The sequence below is a fragment of the Streptomyces sp. NPDC059895 genome (assembly GCF_042731035.1).
GTDB lineage: Bacteria > Actinomycetota > Actinomycetes > Streptomycetales > Streptomycetaceae > Streptomyces.
Window position 1 is genome coordinate 16630 of sequence record NZ_JBHWKO010000063.1, and the last position, 18008, is coordinate 34637.

The 18008-nt window shown below is 69.5% G+C and carries 11 protein-coding genes and 4 pseudogenes; 11 read left to right on the forward strand and 4 right to left on the reverse strand.

Features of this window, described 5'->3' with window-relative positions:
- Positions 1-185: 185 nt before the first annotated feature.
- Positions 186-890 (reverse strand): IclR family transcriptional regulator, encoded by a 705-nt coding sequence (locus ACFV9M_RS38090; protein ID WP_385075732.1) that lies wholly within the window; start codon positions 888-890, stop codon positions 186-188.
- A 206-nt stretch (positions 891-1096) separates the two neighbouring features.
- On the opposite strand from ACFV9M_RS38090, the gene ACFV9M_RS38095 reads away from it, so the two are divergent.
- The 9 genes from ACFV9M_RS38095 (at position 1097) to ACFV9M_RS38135 (ending at position 11795) form a co-directional block, all read left to right on the forward strand.
- Complete coding sequence (locus ACFV9M_RS38095; protein WP_385075730.1) at positions 1097-3403, forward strand: cytochrome P450/oxidoreductase; 2307 nt, start codon at positions 1097-1099, stop codon at positions 3401-3403.
- A 43-nt stretch (positions 3404-3446) separates the two neighbouring features.
- Positions 3447-4787, forward strand: coding sequence for an MFS transporter (locus ACFV9M_RS38100; protein WP_385075727.1), 1341 nt, complete (start codon positions 3447-3449; stop codon positions 4785-4787).
- Between the two features lie 13 nt (positions 4788-4800).
- Entirely contained in the window at positions 4801-6006 is a 1206-nt protein-coding gene (locus ACFV9M_RS38105) for a homogentisate 1,2-dioxygenase (RefSeq protein ID WP_385075724.1), read from the forward strand.
- On the forward strand, positions 6003-6875 hold the full coding sequence (locus ACFV9M_RS38110) for a hypothetical protein (protein WP_385075722.1): 873 nt from the start codon (positions 6003-6005) through the stop codon (positions 6873-6875). Before ACFV9M_RS38105 ends, ACFV9M_RS38110 begins: the two co-directional genes overlap by 4 nt.
- A complete protein-coding gene (gene fahA, locus ACFV9M_RS38115) occupies positions 6872-8056 on the forward strand; it encodes a fumarylacetoacetase (RefSeq protein WP_385075720.1) in 1185 nt (394 codons plus the stop codon). Before ACFV9M_RS38110 ends, fahA begins: the two co-directional genes overlap by 4 nt.
- The gene (locus ACFV9M_RS38120) at positions 8056-8817 is read left to right on the forward strand and encodes a CoA transferase subunit A (RefSeq protein ID WP_385075717.1); all 762 of its coding nucleotides are present in this window, start codon (positions 8056-8058) and stop codon (positions 8815-8817) included. The genes fahA and ACFV9M_RS38120 overlap by 1 nt, the downstream gene beginning before the upstream one ends.
- An 85-nt stretch (positions 8818-8902) precedes the next feature.
- Positions 8903-9562 (forward strand): 3-oxoacid CoA-transferase subunit B, encoded by a 660-nt coding sequence (locus ACFV9M_RS38125; protein WP_385075714.1) that lies wholly within the window; start codon positions 8903-8905, stop codon positions 9560-9562.
- Positions 9563-9607: 45 nt separating this feature from the next.
- Positions 9608-10939, forward strand: a complete 1332-nt coding sequence (locus ACFV9M_RS38130) for an amidase family protein (RefSeq protein WP_385075711.1) — start codon at positions 9608-9610, stop codon at positions 10937-10939.
- Between the two features lie 286 nt (positions 10940-11225).
- The gene (locus tag ACFV9M_RS38135; RefSeq protein ID WP_385102672.1) at positions 11226-11795 is read left to right on the forward strand and encodes a hypothetical protein; all 570 of its coding nucleotides are present in this window, start codon (positions 11226-11228) and stop codon (positions 11793-11795) included.
- A 292-nt stretch (positions 11796-12087) separates the two neighbouring features.
- On the opposite strand, the gene ACFV9M_RS38140 is transcribed toward ACFV9M_RS38135, so the two are convergent.
- A complete protein-coding gene (locus tag ACFV9M_RS38140; protein WP_385075781.1) occupies positions 12088-14328 on the reverse strand; it encodes a SpoIIE family protein phosphatase in 2241 nt (746 codons plus the stop codon).
- 60 nt (positions 14329-14388) lie between these two features.
- Here ACFV9M_RS38140 and ACFV9M_RS38145 point away from each other — a divergent pair.
- Positions 14389-14704, forward strand: a pseudogene (locus ACFV9M_RS38145) (transposase); the annotation flags it as partial.
- A gap of 177 nt (positions 14705-14881) precedes the next feature.
- Here the strand turns inward: ACFV9M_RS38145 and ACFV9M_RS38150 are convergent.
- Positions 14882-15073, reverse strand: a pseudogene (locus ACFV9M_RS38150) (IS3 family transposase); the annotation flags it as partial.
- Positions 15074-15137: 64 nt separating this feature from the next.
- Positions 15138-16485 (reverse strand): annotated as a pseudogene (locus tag ACFV9M_RS38155) (IS30 family transposase).
- Between the two features lie 196 nt (positions 16486-16681).
- On the opposite strand from ACFV9M_RS38155, the pseudogene ACFV9M_RS38160 reads away from it, so the two are divergent.
- Positions 16682-17803 (forward strand): annotated as a pseudogene (locus tag ACFV9M_RS38160) (IS701 family transposase); the annotation flags it as partial.
- Positions 17804-18008 lie beyond the last annotated feature (205 nt).

The following is an 18008-nucleotide window of genomic DNA, read 5'->3' on the forward strand; positions in this document are numbered from 1 at the left end:
TCCGATCCGCGACGGAAGCCCTTTCTGAGCTCTCGCGGGCTTGCTGCGTCCGGCGGCGGGAAGTCCCTCGGAAGTCCCTCGGCCGGCGCTGGAAGTCCCTGAAAAGTCCCTGGAGCGGAAGGGATCGCGTCTTCCACCGGAGTGTGCGGACGCAGGCCGGCCTGCCGTCCACCGATCGCGCCGAGTCAGGCACCCGGACGAGCGTCCTGAGGCACAGGCACACCACCACCGATCCGACGCGCCGCCTCGACGATGAGCGTGCCCGCTGCCTCGGCGTCGAAGTCCTCGAGCGCGACAATGCCGACGCAGGCTTCGGGGGCGCCCGCGCGCGCGCCGGCGAACCGGAGGGGGGCGGCAACCCCGACGGCACCGGGCTGCAGGTGGCCGTGGGTGATGCTGTAGCCCTGGGTCCGGGCGGCCGTCACCTCCGCGGAGTCGTCGGGCGCGGGAGGACGGCCGGAGAGGATGGCGATGCCCGCAGCGCCCCGGTCGAGCGGATGCCTGCTGCCGATCCGGTAGCCGATCCTCAGCACGGAGGTCATGGAGGGATCCAGGGACAGGACCGCGACGGCCTCGTCCCGTTCGGCGACGGACAGGTAGGCCGTCGCGTTCGTCCGGTCGGCGAGTTCCTGCAGTACCGGGGTGGCCATGGACAGCAGGCTCGGCCAGTACCTCGCCGCGAGCGCCGGGATGCTCGCCCCGAGGTAGACCCGGCCGTCGGAGTCGCGGGTCAGGAGGCCGTGTTCCTCCAGTGTGGCGACGAGCCGGTAGGAGATGGCGCGGGCCACGTCGAGCTCGGCGGCCAGCTCGGCCACGGTCACGCCGCCGGGCCTGGCGGCTACGGCGAACAGCGCGCGTGCGCCGCGGTCGAGGGTCTGCAGGGTGCTCATGTAACTCTCCTCGGTCTGACGGAACGAGCCGCTTCCACCCGCCGAGGCCGGTGCCGAGCACCCATGTGACCGCACAGCTGGCTGAAAAGTCTTGACCCGTTGGTGCTGCGAACTTACATTCATTCCGTCCGCTGGATAGAGCAAGTTGTCCACTATTAGTAACACGCGGAGTCTATGTGGTTCAAGACGAGATGGTGAGCTGCCCGGTGACGGGTGCGTCCCGAGCGGGTGACGGGCACCCGAAGGGGTGCCCGGTCAGCGGTCGAGCCGCGGAGTTCGACCCTTTCGGGGACGGGTACCAGCAGAACCCGGCCGCGTACGTCGAGTGGTCCCGCGCGGAGGAGCCGGTCTTCTTCAGTCCCCGGCTGGGCTACTGGGTCGTCACGCGGTACGACGACGTCCAGGCGATCTTCCGTGACAACGTCACCTTCAGCCCGTCGGTGGCCCTGGAGAACATCACCCCGATCAGCCGTGAGGCCGAGGCGGTGCTCGACTCCTACGACTTCGGGCTCAAGCGGACGCTGGTCAACGAGGACGAACCGGCTCACATGCCCCGCCGCCGGCTGCTCATAGAGCCTTTCGAGCCCGGGAGTCTGGCCACGCACGAGCCGATGGTGCGCCGGCTGGCCCGCGAGTTCGTGGACCGGTTCATCGACAAGGGCCGCGCCGACCTGGTGAACGAGATGTTCTTCGAGCTGCCGCTCACCGTCGCGCTGCACTTCCTCGGCGTCCCCGAGGACGATATGGCGGTGCTCCGCCGGTACTCGGTCGCCCATACGGTGAACATCTGGGGCCGTCCCGGTCCCGAGGAGCAGATCGCCGTCGCCGAAGCGGTGGGCAAATTCTGGCAGTACTCCGGCCAGGTGCTGGAGAAGATGCGCCGCGATCCCAGCGGACCGGGCTGGATGCAGTTCGCCATCCGTATGCAGCCCGAGCACCCGGAGATCGTCACCGACTCCTTCCTGCACTCGATGATGATGGCCGGCATCGTGGCGGCCCACGAGACCACCGCGATCGCGGCGACCAACGCGGTCAAGCTGCTGCTGGAGAACCGGGAGGTCTGGGAGGAGATCTGCGCCGACCCCTCACTGATCCCCAACGCGGTGGAGGAGTGCCTGCGGGTGAGCGGCTCCGTCTCCGCCTGGCGGCGTATCGCGACCCGCGACGCGACCGTGGGCGGCGTGCCGATCCCGAAGGGCGCCAAGCTCCTCATCATGCAGTCGTCGGCCAACCACGACGAGCGTCACTTCGAGGACCCGGACCTGGTCGACATCCGCCGCGTGGGCGCGTCGGAACACCTCACCTTCGGGTACGGCGCCCACCAGTGCATGGGCAAGAACCTGGCCCGGATGGAACTGCAGATCATCCTTGAGGAGCTGACCCGGCGGGTCCCCCACGTGCGGCTGAGTCCCCAGACGTTCACCTACGTCCGCAACACCTCCTTCCGCGGCCCGGAACACCTGCTGGTGGAGTGGGACCCGGCAGCGAACCCGGAGCGGACCGACCCGTCGGTCCTGGCCGGCTCGGTCCCGGTGCGCCTGGGCCCCGGCGCCACCCAGCACGTCACCCGCCCCGTGGTGGTCACCCGGCGTACACCTCTCACCGACAGGATCGTCCGGCTCCGCCTGGAGTCGCCCGACGGCAAGCCGTTCCCGACGTGGAGCCCGGGCTCCCACATAGACGTCATCTGCGGCGACACCGGTCTGTCCCGTCAGTACTCACTGTGCGGCGACACGGCCGATCGGACGGCCCTGGAGATCGCGGTCCTGCGCGAGGCCGACGGGCGTGGTGGCTCCGCCTGGATCCACGACCATGCCCACGCCGGTCGCCGCCTGGCGATCCGCGGTCCGCGCAACCACTTCCGCCTCGACACAGGCGCGCAGCGGTACGTCTTCATCGCCGGCGGCATCGGCGTCACGGCGATCAGCGGCATGGCGCGCGAGGCCTTGCGCCGTGGGGCGGACTACGAGTTCCACTACGCCGGGAGCTCACGCGCCTCGATGGCCATGCTCGACGAGCTGCGGGCGATCCACCGCGACCGGCTCCACGTCTGGGCCGGCGACGAGGGCCCCCGGGCCGATCTGCCCGCTCTCCTGGCCGAGCTGCCCGAGAACACCCAGGTGTACTGCTGCGGCCCGGAACGGATGATCGCCGAGCTCGAGGCGCTCGCGGTCGGCTGGCCCGACGAGACGCTCCACGTCGAGCACTTCACCTCCACTCCCGTGAACCTGGACCCGGCGGTCGAGCACGCCTTCGACCTGGAGCTGAACAACTCCGGGATCACCGTGCGCGTCGAGGCCGACCAGACCGTCCTGCAGGCGCTGCGCGCGGCCAAGGTCGATGTGCCCAGCGACTGCGAGGAGGGCCTGTGCGGCACGTGCCAGGTGGGCGTCGTGGACGGTGACGTCGACCACCGCGACGTCGTGCTCACCAAGGCCGAGCGCGAGGCCCAGAACGTGATGCTCACCTGCTGCTCCCGCGCCTGCGGCGCACGCCTGACCCTCGACATCTGAACCCGGCCGCACCTGCGGACTTCCCCTGTCTGGAGAGAGAACCATGCGTTCCATCGGGTCCCCCACGAAAGCCGGCACACCCGTCGGCGCCCCGCCGACCAGCATGCGGCGGGTCCTCACCGGCGCCATGGCAGGCGCGGTCCTCGAGTGGTACGACTTCGCCATCTACGGCATCCTCGCCGCCACCGTCCTCGGCCCCCTGTTCTTCCCGGACGGCGACCCGACCGTGGCACTGCTCGCCGCCCTCGCCACCCAGGGCCTCGGCTTCGTCGCCCGCCCGCTGGGCGGCATCGTCTTCGGTCACCTCGGCGACAAATACGGCCGCAAGCCCATGCTCGTCGTGACCTTCGTGATGCTGGGCGTCTCCACCGCGGCCATCGGCCTGCTCCCGACCTACGCCGAGATCGGCGCGTGGGCGACCGGCATGCTGGTGCTGCTCCGCATGATCCAGGGCTTTGCGCTGGGCGGTGAGTTCGGTGCGGCGGTGCTGCTGGTCAGCGAGTACGGCGAACCCAGGCGCCGGGGCTTCTGGGCCTCCTGGCCGCAGGCCGGCGCGCCGCTGGGCACCGTTCTGGCCACCCTCGTCGCCGCAGCGGCCGGCGGACTCTTCCCCGGGGACGCGTTCGGGGAGTGGGGCTGGCGGGTCTGCTTCCTGGTCGCGGTGCCGCTGCTGGCCATCGGCTTCTGGGTCCGCCGCGGAATCGAGGAGTCACCGGTCTTCCAGGCCGCCCAGGAGCGGGCCGCGCACCGTGAGCAGACGGCACACCGCTCCTCCATCCTCGAAGCGCTGCGGACCCCGCGCCCTGTACTGCACGGCCTCGGCGTCCGTCTCGGCGAGAACATCGCGTTCTACGTCTACACGATCTTCGTGGTGGCCTACGCCACCCAGTTCGAGGGCTTCGACCGCGGCACCGTACTGACGCTTGTCACCATCGGTTCGCTCTTCCAGTTCGCCGGGATGCTCTTCGGCGGCTGGTGGTCCGACCGCGTCGGGCGCCGGCGCGCGCTCATCGTGCCCTCGGTCGTCCTGGTCGCCTGGGCGCCGGTCTTCTTCTGGTTGGCCGGCCTTCACAGCACCGGCCTGCTCCTGGTGGGAGTGTCGGTCGGCACCTGGTTCCACGGCATGCTGGCCGGACCCGAGGCGGCATGGATCACCGAGCTGTTCCCGACCCGGCACCGTTTCGCCGGTTCGTCCCTCGTCTTCCAGGGCTCGTCGATCATCGCCGGTGCCCCGGCTCCCTTCATCGCGGTCTGGCTCGTGTCCATCGGCGGGACGGCGGCCGTCATCGGCTACCTGGTCCTCACCATGGCGATCACCGTCCTCGCCGCCGCGACCTGCCCAGAGACAGCGGGCAGGAACTTCCACGAAACCGACAACACCTGAGAGGGAGGCCGACATGGCCTACTACCGCGTCGCAGGCTCCGTCCCGCCGAAGCGGCACACCCAGCACCGCTCGCCCGAGGGCACGCTCTACTTCGAGGAACTGATGGGGGAGGAAGGGTTCTCCTCGGACTCCTCGCTGCTCTACCACCGCAACATCCCCTCCTCGATCGTGGACTACCGCGTGTGGGAGCTGCACGACCAGTCGCTGGTCCCGAACCACCCGCTCACCCCGCGCCACTTCCCCACGCACAAGCTCTTCGAGGACGGCACCACCGGAATCGACGCGGTGACCGGTCGGCGGCTCCTGCTCGGCAACGCCGACGTGCGGCTGTCGTACGTCGTCGCCGACACCGTCTCGCCGTACTACCGCAACGCCATCGGTGACGAGTGTCTCTACCTCGAGGCCGGTGAGGCGGTGTTCGAGACCGTCTTCGGCGACATCGAGGCGGCCACCGGTGACTACGTGGTCGTGCCGCGCGCGACCACGTACCGCATCGCCCCGAAGGGCACGGTCCGCATCTACGCGATCGAGGCCAACAGCCACATCACCCCGCCGAAGCGCTACCTCTCCCGCTTCGGGCAGCTGCTGGAGCACGCGCCGTACTGCGAGCGGGACCTGCGCGGCCCCTTTGGCCCCCGCGTGGTCGAGGAGGAGAACGTCGAGGTCTACATCAAACACCGCGGACCCGGTCCGGGCGGTGTCGCGGGCACCGTGCACACCCTGCCGCACCACCCCTTCGACGTGGTGGGCTGGGACGGGTGCCTGTACCCGTTCGCGTTCAACATCGCTGACTACATGCCGATCACGGGCAAGATCCACCAGCCGCCGCCGGCGCATCAGGTCTTCGAGGGGCACAACTTCGTGATCTGCAACTTCGTGCCGCGCAAGGTGGACTACCACCCGCTGGCGATCCCGGTGCCGTACTACCACTCCAACGTCGACTCCGACGAGGTGATGTTCTACTGCGGCGGCGACTACGAGGCCCGCAAGGGCTCCGGCATCGCACAGGGTTCGATCAGCCTGCACCCGGGCGGTCATCCGCACGGCCCGCAGCCGGGGGCCTACGAGCGCAGCATCGGCGCGGAGTTCTTCGACGAACTGGCCGTCATGGTCGACACCTTCCGGCCACTGGAGCTCGGCGAGGCCGCGCGTACCACCGACGACGGCGTGTACGCCTACTCCTGGTCCCGTGGTGAGGCGGGAACGACCGGCTCATGAACACTGCCCCGCTCCCCGCTTCCCTCGTCGCCGGGCTGTGTGACGACGCGGCGGTCTTCCCGCCCGGGAACCTGCCGCTCGCGCAGGCCGTTCCGGCGCACGTCGGCCATCTCCGATCCTCCCACCGTGACCTCGTCGGCCCGCTGGTGGTGGCAGCCAAGGACCTGGACAAGCTGGCCGAGGTGGTGGCCGGACTGCCCGAGAAGCCGGCTGACGGTGAACTCGATGTCGCCGTGACGGTGCCGCTGCCACAGGTCGCCGAGGCCGTCGCGGCCACCGCACGCATCCCTTCCGTGCGGCTGCGGGTGCTTGAGGTGGCCCTGCCCGGCGACTCCGAGCCCGGCGACGTCACCACCGCCCTGCGTACCGTGCTGGGCAAGGACCCCGAGGTCACCGTCTTCGTCGAGGTGCCCCGCGACACACGCCGCGACGCGGTGCTCGACGCCCTCGCCGGCACGCCGTACCTCGCCAAGTTCCGCACCGGCGGCGTGCGCGCCGAGTTCTACCCGGACGAGAGCGAGCTCGCGGCCTGCGTGCTGGCGGCCGTGCGGGCCGGCGTGCCGTTCAAGGCCACCGCCGGTCTGCACCACGCGCTGCGCAACACCGACCCGGCCACCGGATTCGAGCAGCACGGCTTCCTCAACCTGCTGGCTGCCACCGGAGCCGCCCTCGACGGCGCCGACGAGGCCGAGCTCGTCCCGCTGCTCGCCGATCGCGACGGCGCACGCGTATCCGAGCAGGTGCGTGCGCTGCCGTCGCGGGTGCGGGAGGCGTTCCGCTCCTTCGGCACCTGCTCCATCGTCGAGCCCGTCGCCGAGCTCGCCGGCCTCGGCCTCGTCACCCCCGACACCTCCAAGGACGTACTGTGACCCGACTCTCCGTGCCCACCGAAGACCTCTACGGCCCCCATAACCTGCCCTACGGCGTGTACTCCGTGCCGGGCCGCGAGCCGCGCGTGGCCGTCCGGTACGGCGACCACGTGGTCGACCTGGCCCTGCTGCTCGACGACGAGATCTTCGCCGCCCCGTCGCTCAACCCGTTCATGGCCCAGGGACACAGCCGATGGGTGCAGGTCCGCGCCGCGATCACCGAGGCCCTTGCCGGTGAGGTGCCCGACGACGCGGTGCACTCCGTGGGCGCCGTGACCCTGCACCTGCCGTTCGAGGTCGCCGACTACGTCGACTTCTACGCCTCGGAACACCACGCCTCGAACCTGGGCCGCCTGTTCAGGCCGCAGAACCCCGACCCACTGATGCCGAACTGGAAGCATCTCCCGGTCGGATACCACGGCCGGTCGGCCTCGGTCGTCGTCTCGGGCACCGATATCGTGCGCCCGGCCGGCCAGCGCAAGGCGCCGGACGAGACCGCCCCCGGCTTCGGCCCCTCCACCCGGCTGGACATCGAGGCCGAGCTCGGCTTCGTCGTCGGCACCGGGAATCCGATCGGGGAACCGATCGCGGTCGAGCGCGCCGAGGAACACATCTTCGGGGTGGTGCTGTTCAACGACTGGTCGGCCCGCGACATCCAGGCATGGGAGTACGTCCCGCTCGGCCCCAACCTGGGCAAGTCGTTCGCCTCCACCGTCTCCGCGTGGGTGGTCCCGCTGCTCGCCCTGCAGACAGCGAAGGTGGACACTCCCGTCCAGGAACCGAAGGTGCTGCCCTACCTGGCGCTCGACAAGCCGTGGGGCCTGGACATCGACTTCGCGGTGGAGTGGAACGGCGACATCGTCAGCCGCCCGCCGTACGCCGCGATGTACTGGTCCCCGGCCCAGATGCTCGCGCACCTCACCGTCAACGGTGCACCGACCCGCACCGGAGACCTGTTCGCCTCCGGCACCATCTCCGGCCCCGCCAAGGACCAGCGCGGCGCCTTCATCGAGCTGACCTGGGGCGGCGCCGAGCCGATCACCGTGGCAGGCGCGCAGCGCACCTTCCTCGAGGACGGCGACGCGGTGGCGCTCACGGCCACCGCCCCGGGACCGAACGGGACCCGACTCGGGTTCGGCGAGGCCCGCGGCCGCATCCTCGCCACGAAGCTGGAGGCGTGATGGACAAGGTAGTGAGCTCGGCCGCCGAAGCGGTCGCCGACATCCCCGACGGCGCGACGCTGGCGGTGGGCGGCTTCGGCCTGTGCGGCATCCCGGCGGTGCTGGTCCGAGCCCTGCTGGAGGCGGGCACGACCGATCTGGAAGTGGTCTCCAACAACGCCGGCGTGGACGACTGGGGCCTGGGACTGCTGCTCGGAGCAGGCCGACTGCGTCGGATCGTGGCGTCCTACGTGGGGGAGAACAAGGAGTTCGCCCGGCAGTACCTCGCCGGTGAGCTGGAGGTCGAGCTGACCCCGCAGGGCACACTCGCGGAGCGGATGCGGGCCGGCGGCTCAGGCATCGCAGCGTTCTACACACGCACCGGCGTGGGGACCCAGGTCGCCGAGGGCGGCATGCCATGGCGCTACGCCCCCGACGGCAGCGTCGCGGTCGCCTCGCCCGCCAAGCCGACCGAGGTGTTCGACGGCGTGGAGCACGTCCTGGAGCGGGCCGTCGTCGCCGACTTCGGAGTCGTCCGAGCCTGGAAGGGCGACCGGCACGGCAACCTCGTCTACAAGGACGCCGCCCGCAACTTCAACCCGCTCGCGGCGGTATGCGGCCGGGTCACCATCGCCGAGGTGGAGCACCTGGTCGAGCCCGGCGAGCTCGACCCCAACGAGATCCACACGCCCGGCGTCTACGTCCACCGGGTCCTGGCACTGACACTGCGGCAGGCCGCCGAGAAGCGGATCGAGAAGCGGAAGGTGAGAGACCGGGCATGACCGCCGACCAGACCGTGACCGAGCCGCTGACGTCGGCGAAGTGGTGCTCCGCCACAACCGGCGCTCTTCAACAGGAGACAGACTGATGCCCTGGACCCGTGACCAGATGGCCGCCCGCGCCGCCGCCGAGCTGTCCGCCGGCGACTACGTCAACCTCGGCATCGGCCTGCCGACCCTCGTCCCCAACTTCGTGCCCGACGACATCGAGCTGGTGCTGCAGTCGGAGAACGGCATCCTCGGCACCGGGCCCTACCCGACCGAGGACGAGGTCGACCCCGACCTGATCAACGCCGGCAAGGAGACCGTCACGATCCGTCGCGGCGCCTCCTTCTTCGACTCCGCCACCTCCTTCGGGATGATCCGCGGCGGCAAGATCGACGCCGCCGTCCTCGGAGCGATGCAGGTCTCGGCCGCCGGAGACATCGCCAACTGGATGATCCCAGGGAAGATGATCAAGGGAATGGGCGGTGCCATGGACCTGGTGCACGGCGCCCGCAAGGTCATCGTGCTCATGGAGCACCTCGCCCGCGACGGCTCCCACAAGATCGTCGAGGAGTGCACGCTGCCCCACACCGGCCGCCGGGTCGTGCACCGGGTCATCACCGACCTGTGCGTGCTCGACGTGACGCCGGACGGCCTGGTACTGGTCGAACTCGCGCCCGGAGTCACCGAACAGGACGTCAAGGACGCCAGCGAGCCCACGATCCTGGTGCCCGAGCCCGTCGCCTCGGCCGGCCACCACTGACATCCAGCTGCCCAGATGAACGATCGACAGAGGGAGAGCACCCGAGTGGACGATGGCACTCAGCTGCAGTTCGACGCGGACGAACAGCTCGAACGGGCGCGGACCGACCGGCTCAACTCCTACATCGCTCTCGCGCCCGAGGCGGGCACACCGGCGGGCTCCCCCTCCGGGGCGCTCTACGGGGTGGGATTCGCCTGTAAAGACAACATCGACACGGAGCAGCTGCCGACCTCCGGCGGCACCTCGGCGCTCGCGGCAAGCGTGCCGCTCCGCGACCACCCTGCCGTCGCACGGCTCCGCGAAGCCGGCGCGGTGCTGATCGGCAAAACCAACCTGCACGAGCTCGCACTCGGTGCGACCAGTGACAACGCCACGTTCGGGCCCGTGCGCAACCCGCTGGACCGGGAGCGCTTGGCAGGCGGCTCATCCGGCGGCTCGGCGTCCGCCGTCCGCGCCGGAAGCGTCCCGTTCGCGCTGGCGACGGACACCGGCGGGTCCGCGCGTGTCCCCGCCGCCTGGTGCGCGGTCGCGGGGTTCCGCCCCACCGTCGGCCGGTGGGGCACCGGACACACCGTGCCGCTTTCGTGGTCGCGGGACTCGGTGGGTGTGATCGCCGCCGATGTCGACTGGGTCATCGCGGTCGACGGCGTGGTCACCGGCGAGAATCCTCTTCCCGGTCTTCCGGGGCCGATCCGGCTCGGCGTACCGGCTGAATACACCGCGAACCTCGACGAGAGCGTGGACACGGCCTGGGCGGCGGCCGTCTCGGCCCTGGAACAGGCCGGTGTGGAGCTGTACCCGGTGGAACTCGGTCGACTCCTCGGCGCCAACGAGTATGGACTCGACCTCGTCCTCTACGAGGTCCGCCGGGCGCTCCCGCGCTACCTCGCAGGGCTCCGCGAGCCAGTCTCCGTCGAGACGCTGATCGAGGGCGTTCAGTCCCCGGACGTGGAAGGGCTGCTGCGCCGCGCGTTCGAGGACCCGGTCTCCGACGAGCGCTACGGCGAGTGTGCCGCCGCGCGGGACACCGCCCGAGCGGCGCACAGCACCCTGCTGCGCGAGCACGGCCTGCTCGGGTTCACCTATCCGACCACGCCCCTCGAACCGCTGCCCGTCGGCAGTGATTCCGCCGCCTTCTTCGCCGAGATCACACGCAACACCGAATTCAGCGGCTTCTGCGGACTTCCCGCAGTGAGCGTCGCGCTCCCCCAGCCACGGCACGGATTCGCCGGCGGGCTGTCCATCGAGGGGACACGCGGTGACGATCGACTCCTCCTGGCGGTGGCGAAAGAGATCGAACATACGCTGACGCGCCCTGGACGGCGGGTCTTCGGGCGTATACCGGACCAGCCTGGACACCCACGAGATGCGGCGTGACACGCGCCGTATGGACACCGGTTCCGACCGGGGCGCGCAGGCGCGGCTCGGCACCGTCGGCGTCGCACAGGATGCGTTCTCCTACTGACATGAACTGATCTGTGCGACGTTCGTGCGGTGGGCCGCCGAGCAGATCGCCCCCAGCGGTTCAGCGGCCGGACCGAGCACATGCCCGTCGGCGACCTCCAGCTTTCCACCGTGGTGGCGGGCGGTCAGCGAGTACGCCGCACACCGCATCTCATCGCAGCCGACCCCGGCGAGTACCTGTCGGCCAACACCCAGGTGGGTGCGCGGTCACTGCCGGGTCGAGCAGGACGGCCGCGTCACGGAGCTCTCCGCCGGCGACATGGCGTTCCAAGACAGCACCCGCCCCTACACGCTGCGCTTCGACGCCCCGTTCCACCAGTTGGTCGTCCGGGTGCCCCTGCGGGAACCGGCCCTGCGCAGTTCGAGGGACCTCACCGCGCGGACGCTCGGCCCCGGTACGCCCGGACCCGTGACCACCGCCTTCTTCGGACCGCTCGATGAGACTGAGGTTCCCCCGAGATGCGGAGTGTGTCGACAGCAGCGTTGTCACAGCAGGTCAGATGGGAGTCATGAGAGGACTGTGACCATGGCTGCGCCCAGAAAGTACTCGTTGGAGTGGTGTGAGCGGGCGGTGCGGATGTGTCACACCATCGAGCCGAAGCCGCAGATCAAGATCACTGCACCGGCACCGAACCGGTTGTGGGTCACGGACCTCAAGATGCTCTCCACTGTCGAGGGACCCTCGTGGCTGTCCGCGATCCGCCACGCGTTCTCCCGCCGGTGGTGGCCTGGGGGACCTCGGCGCGGGCGGACGCCGACCTGGTCCTGAGCACGCTGGAGTACGCGCTTGCCAGCCGTGAGGTCGAGCCCGGCAGGCTCATTCACCACGCCGACCACGGCTGTCAACCTGGATCTCAACCGGTCGTCGCAACACCGGCTTCCCGGACCGACAGTAGATGCTCGTTGAGGGCTTCGGCGGGTGTCTTCCAACCGACGGTGATGCTCGGGCAATGCTCGCCTGTTCTCTCGCCTTCTGCACTCGCCCGCTGATCCGACGTCCCTGCCGCCGATCGCTTCTACGCGCTGCGGACGCCATCGACCAGGCCCCCGGTGAGGCCTGCTCAGACGCCCGAGGGGAGCGCCTGCTCGCACCAGATGGTCTTACCGGTCGCGGTCTGCCGAGTGCCCCAGTGCTGGGTGAGTTGCGCGACGAGCATCAGGCCCCGGCCGCCTTCGTCGAACACGCGGGCCCTGCGCAGATGCGGCGCGGTGCTGCTGCCGTCCGATACCTCGCAGATCAGCGCTCGGTCGCGGATGAGCCGCAGTTGGATGGGAGCGCCGCCGTACCGGACGGCGTTCGTGACCAGCTCGCTGACCACGAGTTCGGTGACGAATGCCGCCTCCTCCAGGCCCCACTCCCACAGCCGGCGGACGGCCTGCGCTCGGACCCCCGCCACAGCTTGGGGATCGACGGGCACGTTCCAGGAGATGACCTGCCCGGCGTCGAGGCGCTGGACCCGCGCCAGCAGCAGGGCAGCGTCGTCGGCTGGGCGGTCGGGGAGCAGTGCCCTGACGACCCGGTCGCACAGAACGTCCGGTGAAACCTCCTCGCCTGCCAGTGAGCGCAGGAGCCCTTCCAGTCCCGCGCCCACGCCGCGCCGCCGGGACTCGAGCAGGCCGTCGGTGTAGAGCGCGAGCAGGCTGCCTTTCGGCAGTTCCACCTCGAGCGACTCGAACGGAAGCCCGCCCAGGCCCAGCGGAGGGCCGGCGGGCAGCTCCATGAGGTCCGCGGTCCCGTCCGGCCTCACTACGGCGGGGAGTGGATGTCCAGCGCGGGCGAGGCAGCAACGGCCCGACACCGGGTCGTAGACGGCGTAGAGACACGTGGCGCCGATGTCTCCCGCCGCGGTCGCATCCGCGTCCGTCTCGGACTCGGAAGCCAGTCGGATGACGAGGTCGTCGAGCCGGGTGAGCAACTCGTCCGGAGCCAGGTCGACGTCGGCGAGGGTCCGCACGGCGGTGCGCAGTCGGCCCATGGTCGCTGACGCCTGGAGGCCGCGGCCGACGACGTCGCCGACGACGAGCGCCACCCGCGCGCCGGACAGCGGAATCACGTCGAACCAGTCGCCGCCCACGCCGAGCTCAGGCGCGCCCGACAGGTAGCGGAAGGCCGTCTGGACCGCGGACTGCTCTGGAAGCCGCTGCGGCAGGAGGCTGCGCTGCAGCGTCAGGGCTGCCGTGCGCTCGCGCGTGAAGCGCCGGGCGTTGTCCAGGCAGACGGCGGCCCGCGCGACCAGCTCCTCGGCCAGGGACAGATCCTCGGCCTCGAAGGGCTCGGAGCGCCCGGTGGCCAGGCAGCGAGCCTGCGGCGAGTTTGCCGTGTAGAAGTCCACGTCGCCGACCCTGGCCACGGACTCCGGCGCGCCGTCCCGAATGGACTGGTGTGCCACCCGGCGCAGGACGGCCCCGGTGACCGGTCCCGGAGGCGGCTCGTCGCCGCTGAGCAGTGACTCCACCAGGTCGACGCCCACGAAGTCGGCGAGTCGGGGGACCGCCAGCTCGGCTAGCTCCTGTCCGGTGCGCATCACATCCAAGGTGCTACCGATCCGCATGCTGGCCTCGTTCAGCAGTGCCAGCCGCTCCCGGGCGCTGTACTGCTCGGTCGTGTCGATCACTGTGGCGCACACGCCGACCACCTGACCGGCTTGGTCGCGCAGCGGGGAGGCCGAGACGGTGAAGACGCGGTCGTGCTCGGGATCGTCGCGGGTGCGCCCGCGGACGAGGAAACCCTCCTCGGCCTGTCCCGTCTCCAGCACCCGGCGCACCCGCGCCTCCCATTCTGCGGTGTTGGCCCCCGTCAGGCCGACAGACAGGGCTCGCCCGACATGCTCCTCGTCGCATACGCCGGTCAGGCGCCGCATCGCAGCGTTCTGCCGCACGAAGCGCATGCTGGTGTCGTAGACCGTCACAGCGACCGGGGAACCGGTCAGGACCCAGTCCGCCAGCACGTGCTCCCCCGGAAATACCTCCGTGGGTTCCTGGACCAGCAGCCAGAAAGGTTCACCACCGTCGCCGCCCGCAAGTCGATAGGCCCACACCCGTACCTTCAGGCGGTGGCCCTCCCGATGCCGGACCGGCAGCACGCCGTGCCACTCGTCCGGGTAGCCCAGCCAGCGGGGCTGCGTCGCCAGCAGGTCACCCACCGGGCGGTCGACGGCCTCTGCGGCGCCGTGGCCAAGCAGCCGGGTCGCACCGGCGGTCCACGCCATGACACGGCCCTGTGCGTCCGTCACAGCCAGTGGCATACCCAGAGTTCCGGGGCGCTGACCGGCCTCGCCGGACAGTGCGACATAGTCGTTCATACACCCCAGATTGGTCCCTGGGTCGTGCGCAATCAACCACTGGTAGTTCGTTGGATTCGGCGGCACGTTGGCATCGACGACACGGTCGCCTTCGAGACGAGGTGGCCATGGCCAAGGCGATGGCCCGCAGGGCCATCGCCGGGAAGATCCCGTTCGGTTGGGTGACGCGGACGCCGCCTACGGCTTCAGCAAGGGCTGGCGGTTCGAGCTGCTGCAGGCGGTCGTCTTCCACGTAATGGCCACCATCCGGCACGACACCGTCGTCACCCGCTGGTCCATCGATCACCCCGTCCACGACCTGTTCCCCGGACTCCCACGGCAGAAGTGGAAACGCCGCTCCTGCGGTGAAGGAGCACATGGCCGGCGGATCTATGAAGGGGTCAGCCGAGATACGGCCGAAACAGATAGCAGGACTCCTACCCAGCTGATCGCTGCCGGTCTGAGGCTCCCCCGTTGTGTGAGAGGGGTTGACTAGCTGGTCAGGGCGGGTTGACGTGGTTTCCAGGTTCACTGGTTCGGCCGTTGCCTGGTCGGCGTAGTGCTTCTCCTCGAACTCGATCGGGCTGAGGTAGCCGAGCCGTTTCTGGATGCGGCGGGGGTTATAGAAGCCGTCGAGGTACTCGAAGAGCGCGAGGTTCGCCTCGGCCCTGGTCGCCAAGACGCGGCCGCGGAGGCACTCGGTCTTGACCAGCATCCACAAGTTCTCCGCCAGGGCATTGTCGAACGAGTCGCCGACCGAGCCCATGAACGCCTGGATCCCTGCTCTGACCAGGCGCGTAGTGAGCTTGATGCTCGTATATTGACCTGATTCAACCGGTCGTTGCAACACCAGCTTGTTGAAGCAACTGTAGCTGCTCACGGAATGCCTCGACGGGTGTCTTCCAGCCGAGCGTCTTGCGGGGTCTGCTGTTGAGAGTGTGAGCGACGGCCGCAACTTCCTCGGCGGACCATCTCGAGAGATCCGTTCCTTCGGGAAGTACTGACGCAAGAGTCCGTTGGTGTTCTCGTTCGTGCCGCGCTGCCAGGGACTATGCGGATCGGCGAAAAACACGGGAATGCCGGTCTCGACTCTGAGTTGCGCATGGGCCGACATCTCCTTGCCTCGATCCCAGGTCAGCGACCGCGCCAGCTGTTCGGGCAGTGTCGACACCGTATGGGCGAGCGCGTTCTTCATCGTGATCGCCCCGTAACCGGCCAGCGCTGGGCCATTCTTGACTGAATATTTGTGCCGGTAACCCTCCTCGCGCGGCAGGTGAACCAGTATTGTGAACCGAGTTGACCGCTCGACGACGGTGCCGATCGCGGACCGCTCCAGCCCGATGATCAGGTCGCCTTCCCAGTGGCCAGGCACGGCACGGTCATCGGCTTCTGCAGGCCGTTCACTGATCAACGCTTCGGGCGTCACATGGGCCCAGGTCTTGCGACGCGAACGAGCTCGCGGGGCACGTAGCGCGCGGCCCGTACGAAGGCACAGGATCAGCTCCCGCTTGAGTTCCCCGCGGCCTTGAATGTAGAGAGCCTGGTAGATCGCCTCGTGGCTGATGCGCATGGACTCATCATCCGGGAAATCAAGCTTGATCCGGTTCGCGATCTGCTCCGGACTCCACGCTTGAACCCACGTGCGATCCTTGCGGTGCGGCTTGTTCCGCCCCGTCCACGCCGCTGTCGCAGGTCCTGCGATCGACGTGCCGTCAGGCGTGCCGATCTCTCCGGACAGTCGCTCCTGGACGTACGCATGCAGCCGCGGATTGGCGACCAGTTTCGATGTCTTCGGGCGGCGTGCGGCCATGTCCGATTTCCATTGCGCGACCGATGCCCGGTAATCGCGCCCCGGGTCGGGTCGAGCTGTGCGGCGAAAAAAGCCGACGCCGTCCGCAGGACCTCGTTCGCCCGGCGCAGTTCCCGCACCTCGCGCCGCAGCTGGGCCAGTTCCTCTTTCTCCTCGGTGGTGAGCAGGTCGTCCCGCTCGCCGGCATCCGCCTCGGCTTGCCGGATCCAGCCGCGCAGGGCCTCGGGATGCACCCCGAGTTCCTCGGCCATATGGCGGATCACGGGCTTCGGTTCGGCCGTGCGGTACATCCGCACCGCACGCTCACGCAACTCCAGCGGATATTTCCTCGGGGCAGGCATCGTCTGGGCCCGTTTCACGAGACCCATCTGACCCGTTGTCACACAACTCCGCATCCCGGGGGAAGCTCAGTAGGGCTCCTCGTGGTCGATGCGAGCCAGGACCAGGACGTTGTCGGCGGCGACGGTCCAGCCGGCCGCCGCCAGACTCATGAGAGCGACGCGGGCGCCTAGTAGGACTCCGTTAGGTCTGTCTCGCGGTCCTGTTTCAGGGCATGTTGGGTGGGTGGACGCACATGAAGTGAACCGTGTTCGGGCGACGTTGGCGTTATTCGTGGCTGATGTGTTCGCGTCGGTGCCGCGCAAGGACCAGCGGGCCAAGGGCGACTGCTATCTGCGGGGGCTGATGCTGGACGGGCGGCGCAAGTCGATCCAGCCGATGGCAGAGCGGCTGCCGGACGGCAACGAGCAGAACCTGCAGCAGTTCGTGAACCAGTCGACCTGGGATCCGCTGCCGGTGCGGCGGCGGATCGCGGAGCGGATGGTGCCGAGAATCGGCCCGGATGCCTGGGCGGTCGATGACGTGTCCTTTCCCAAGGACGGCCGGATGTCGGTGGCGGTCGCGCACCAGTACTGCGGGGCACTGGGAAAGCGGGCCAACTGCCAGGTCGCGGTGAGTGTGCACGCGGTCTCCGACACCGCCTCCTGCCCGCTGAACTGGCGGTTGTTCGTGCCCCAGGAGTGGGCGGACGATGCCGTGCGGAGGCAGAAGACCGGGATGCCGCCAGAGGCCGGGCACCGGGAGAAGTGGCGCCTGGCCCTGGACAGCCTGGATGAGCTGGCCGGGTGGGGTCTGGTGCCGCCGGTGGTGGTGGCCGATGCCGGCTACGGGCAGAACGCCGACTTCCGCGACGGCCTGGACAGCCGGGGCATCGGCTATGTCGTGGCGATCCGCTCGGATGTGACCGTCCAACCGCACGATGCGCGGCCCACCGCCCCGACCTGGTCCGGCAACGGCCGCAAGCCGCAGCCCCGCTACCGGAACAAGCCGTCCTCGGTGGCCGCGCTGGCAGTCGGCCATGGGCGGCAGGCGTTCACCGAAGTGACCTGGCGTGAAGGCTCCCGCGGGCCGATGCGCTCGCGCTTTCTGGCACTGCGGGTGCGGCCGGCCGGGGTCAGGGCCCGCCGCCTCGCCCAGGCAGCCGCCACCGACCACACCAACCGGGACGGTGTCCTGCCCGAGGTGACGCTGCTGGCCGAATGGCCCGCCGGCGCCGAAGCACCCACCGACTACTGGCTGTCCAACCTGCCCGCCGACACACCGATCGCCGAACTGGTCCGTCTGGCCAAGATCCGCTGGCGCATCGAGCACGACTACCGGGAACTCAAGCACGGCCTCGGCCCAGACCCTCGACGCCCTCCAGGACCTGCTGAACTGCTGGACCGGCACCTGCACCACCTGCCACCGCCCCCTGCCCAGAACCTCCGCCACCAGCCAGAACCCAAGAGCCAGAGCAACCTAGGGCCTGTATTGAGTCGTGATCGATCTGCCGGATCTGCCCTCGCCGAGTCGGTGGATCCGGTAGTCCAGTACGTATGACGCGTGCGCAATT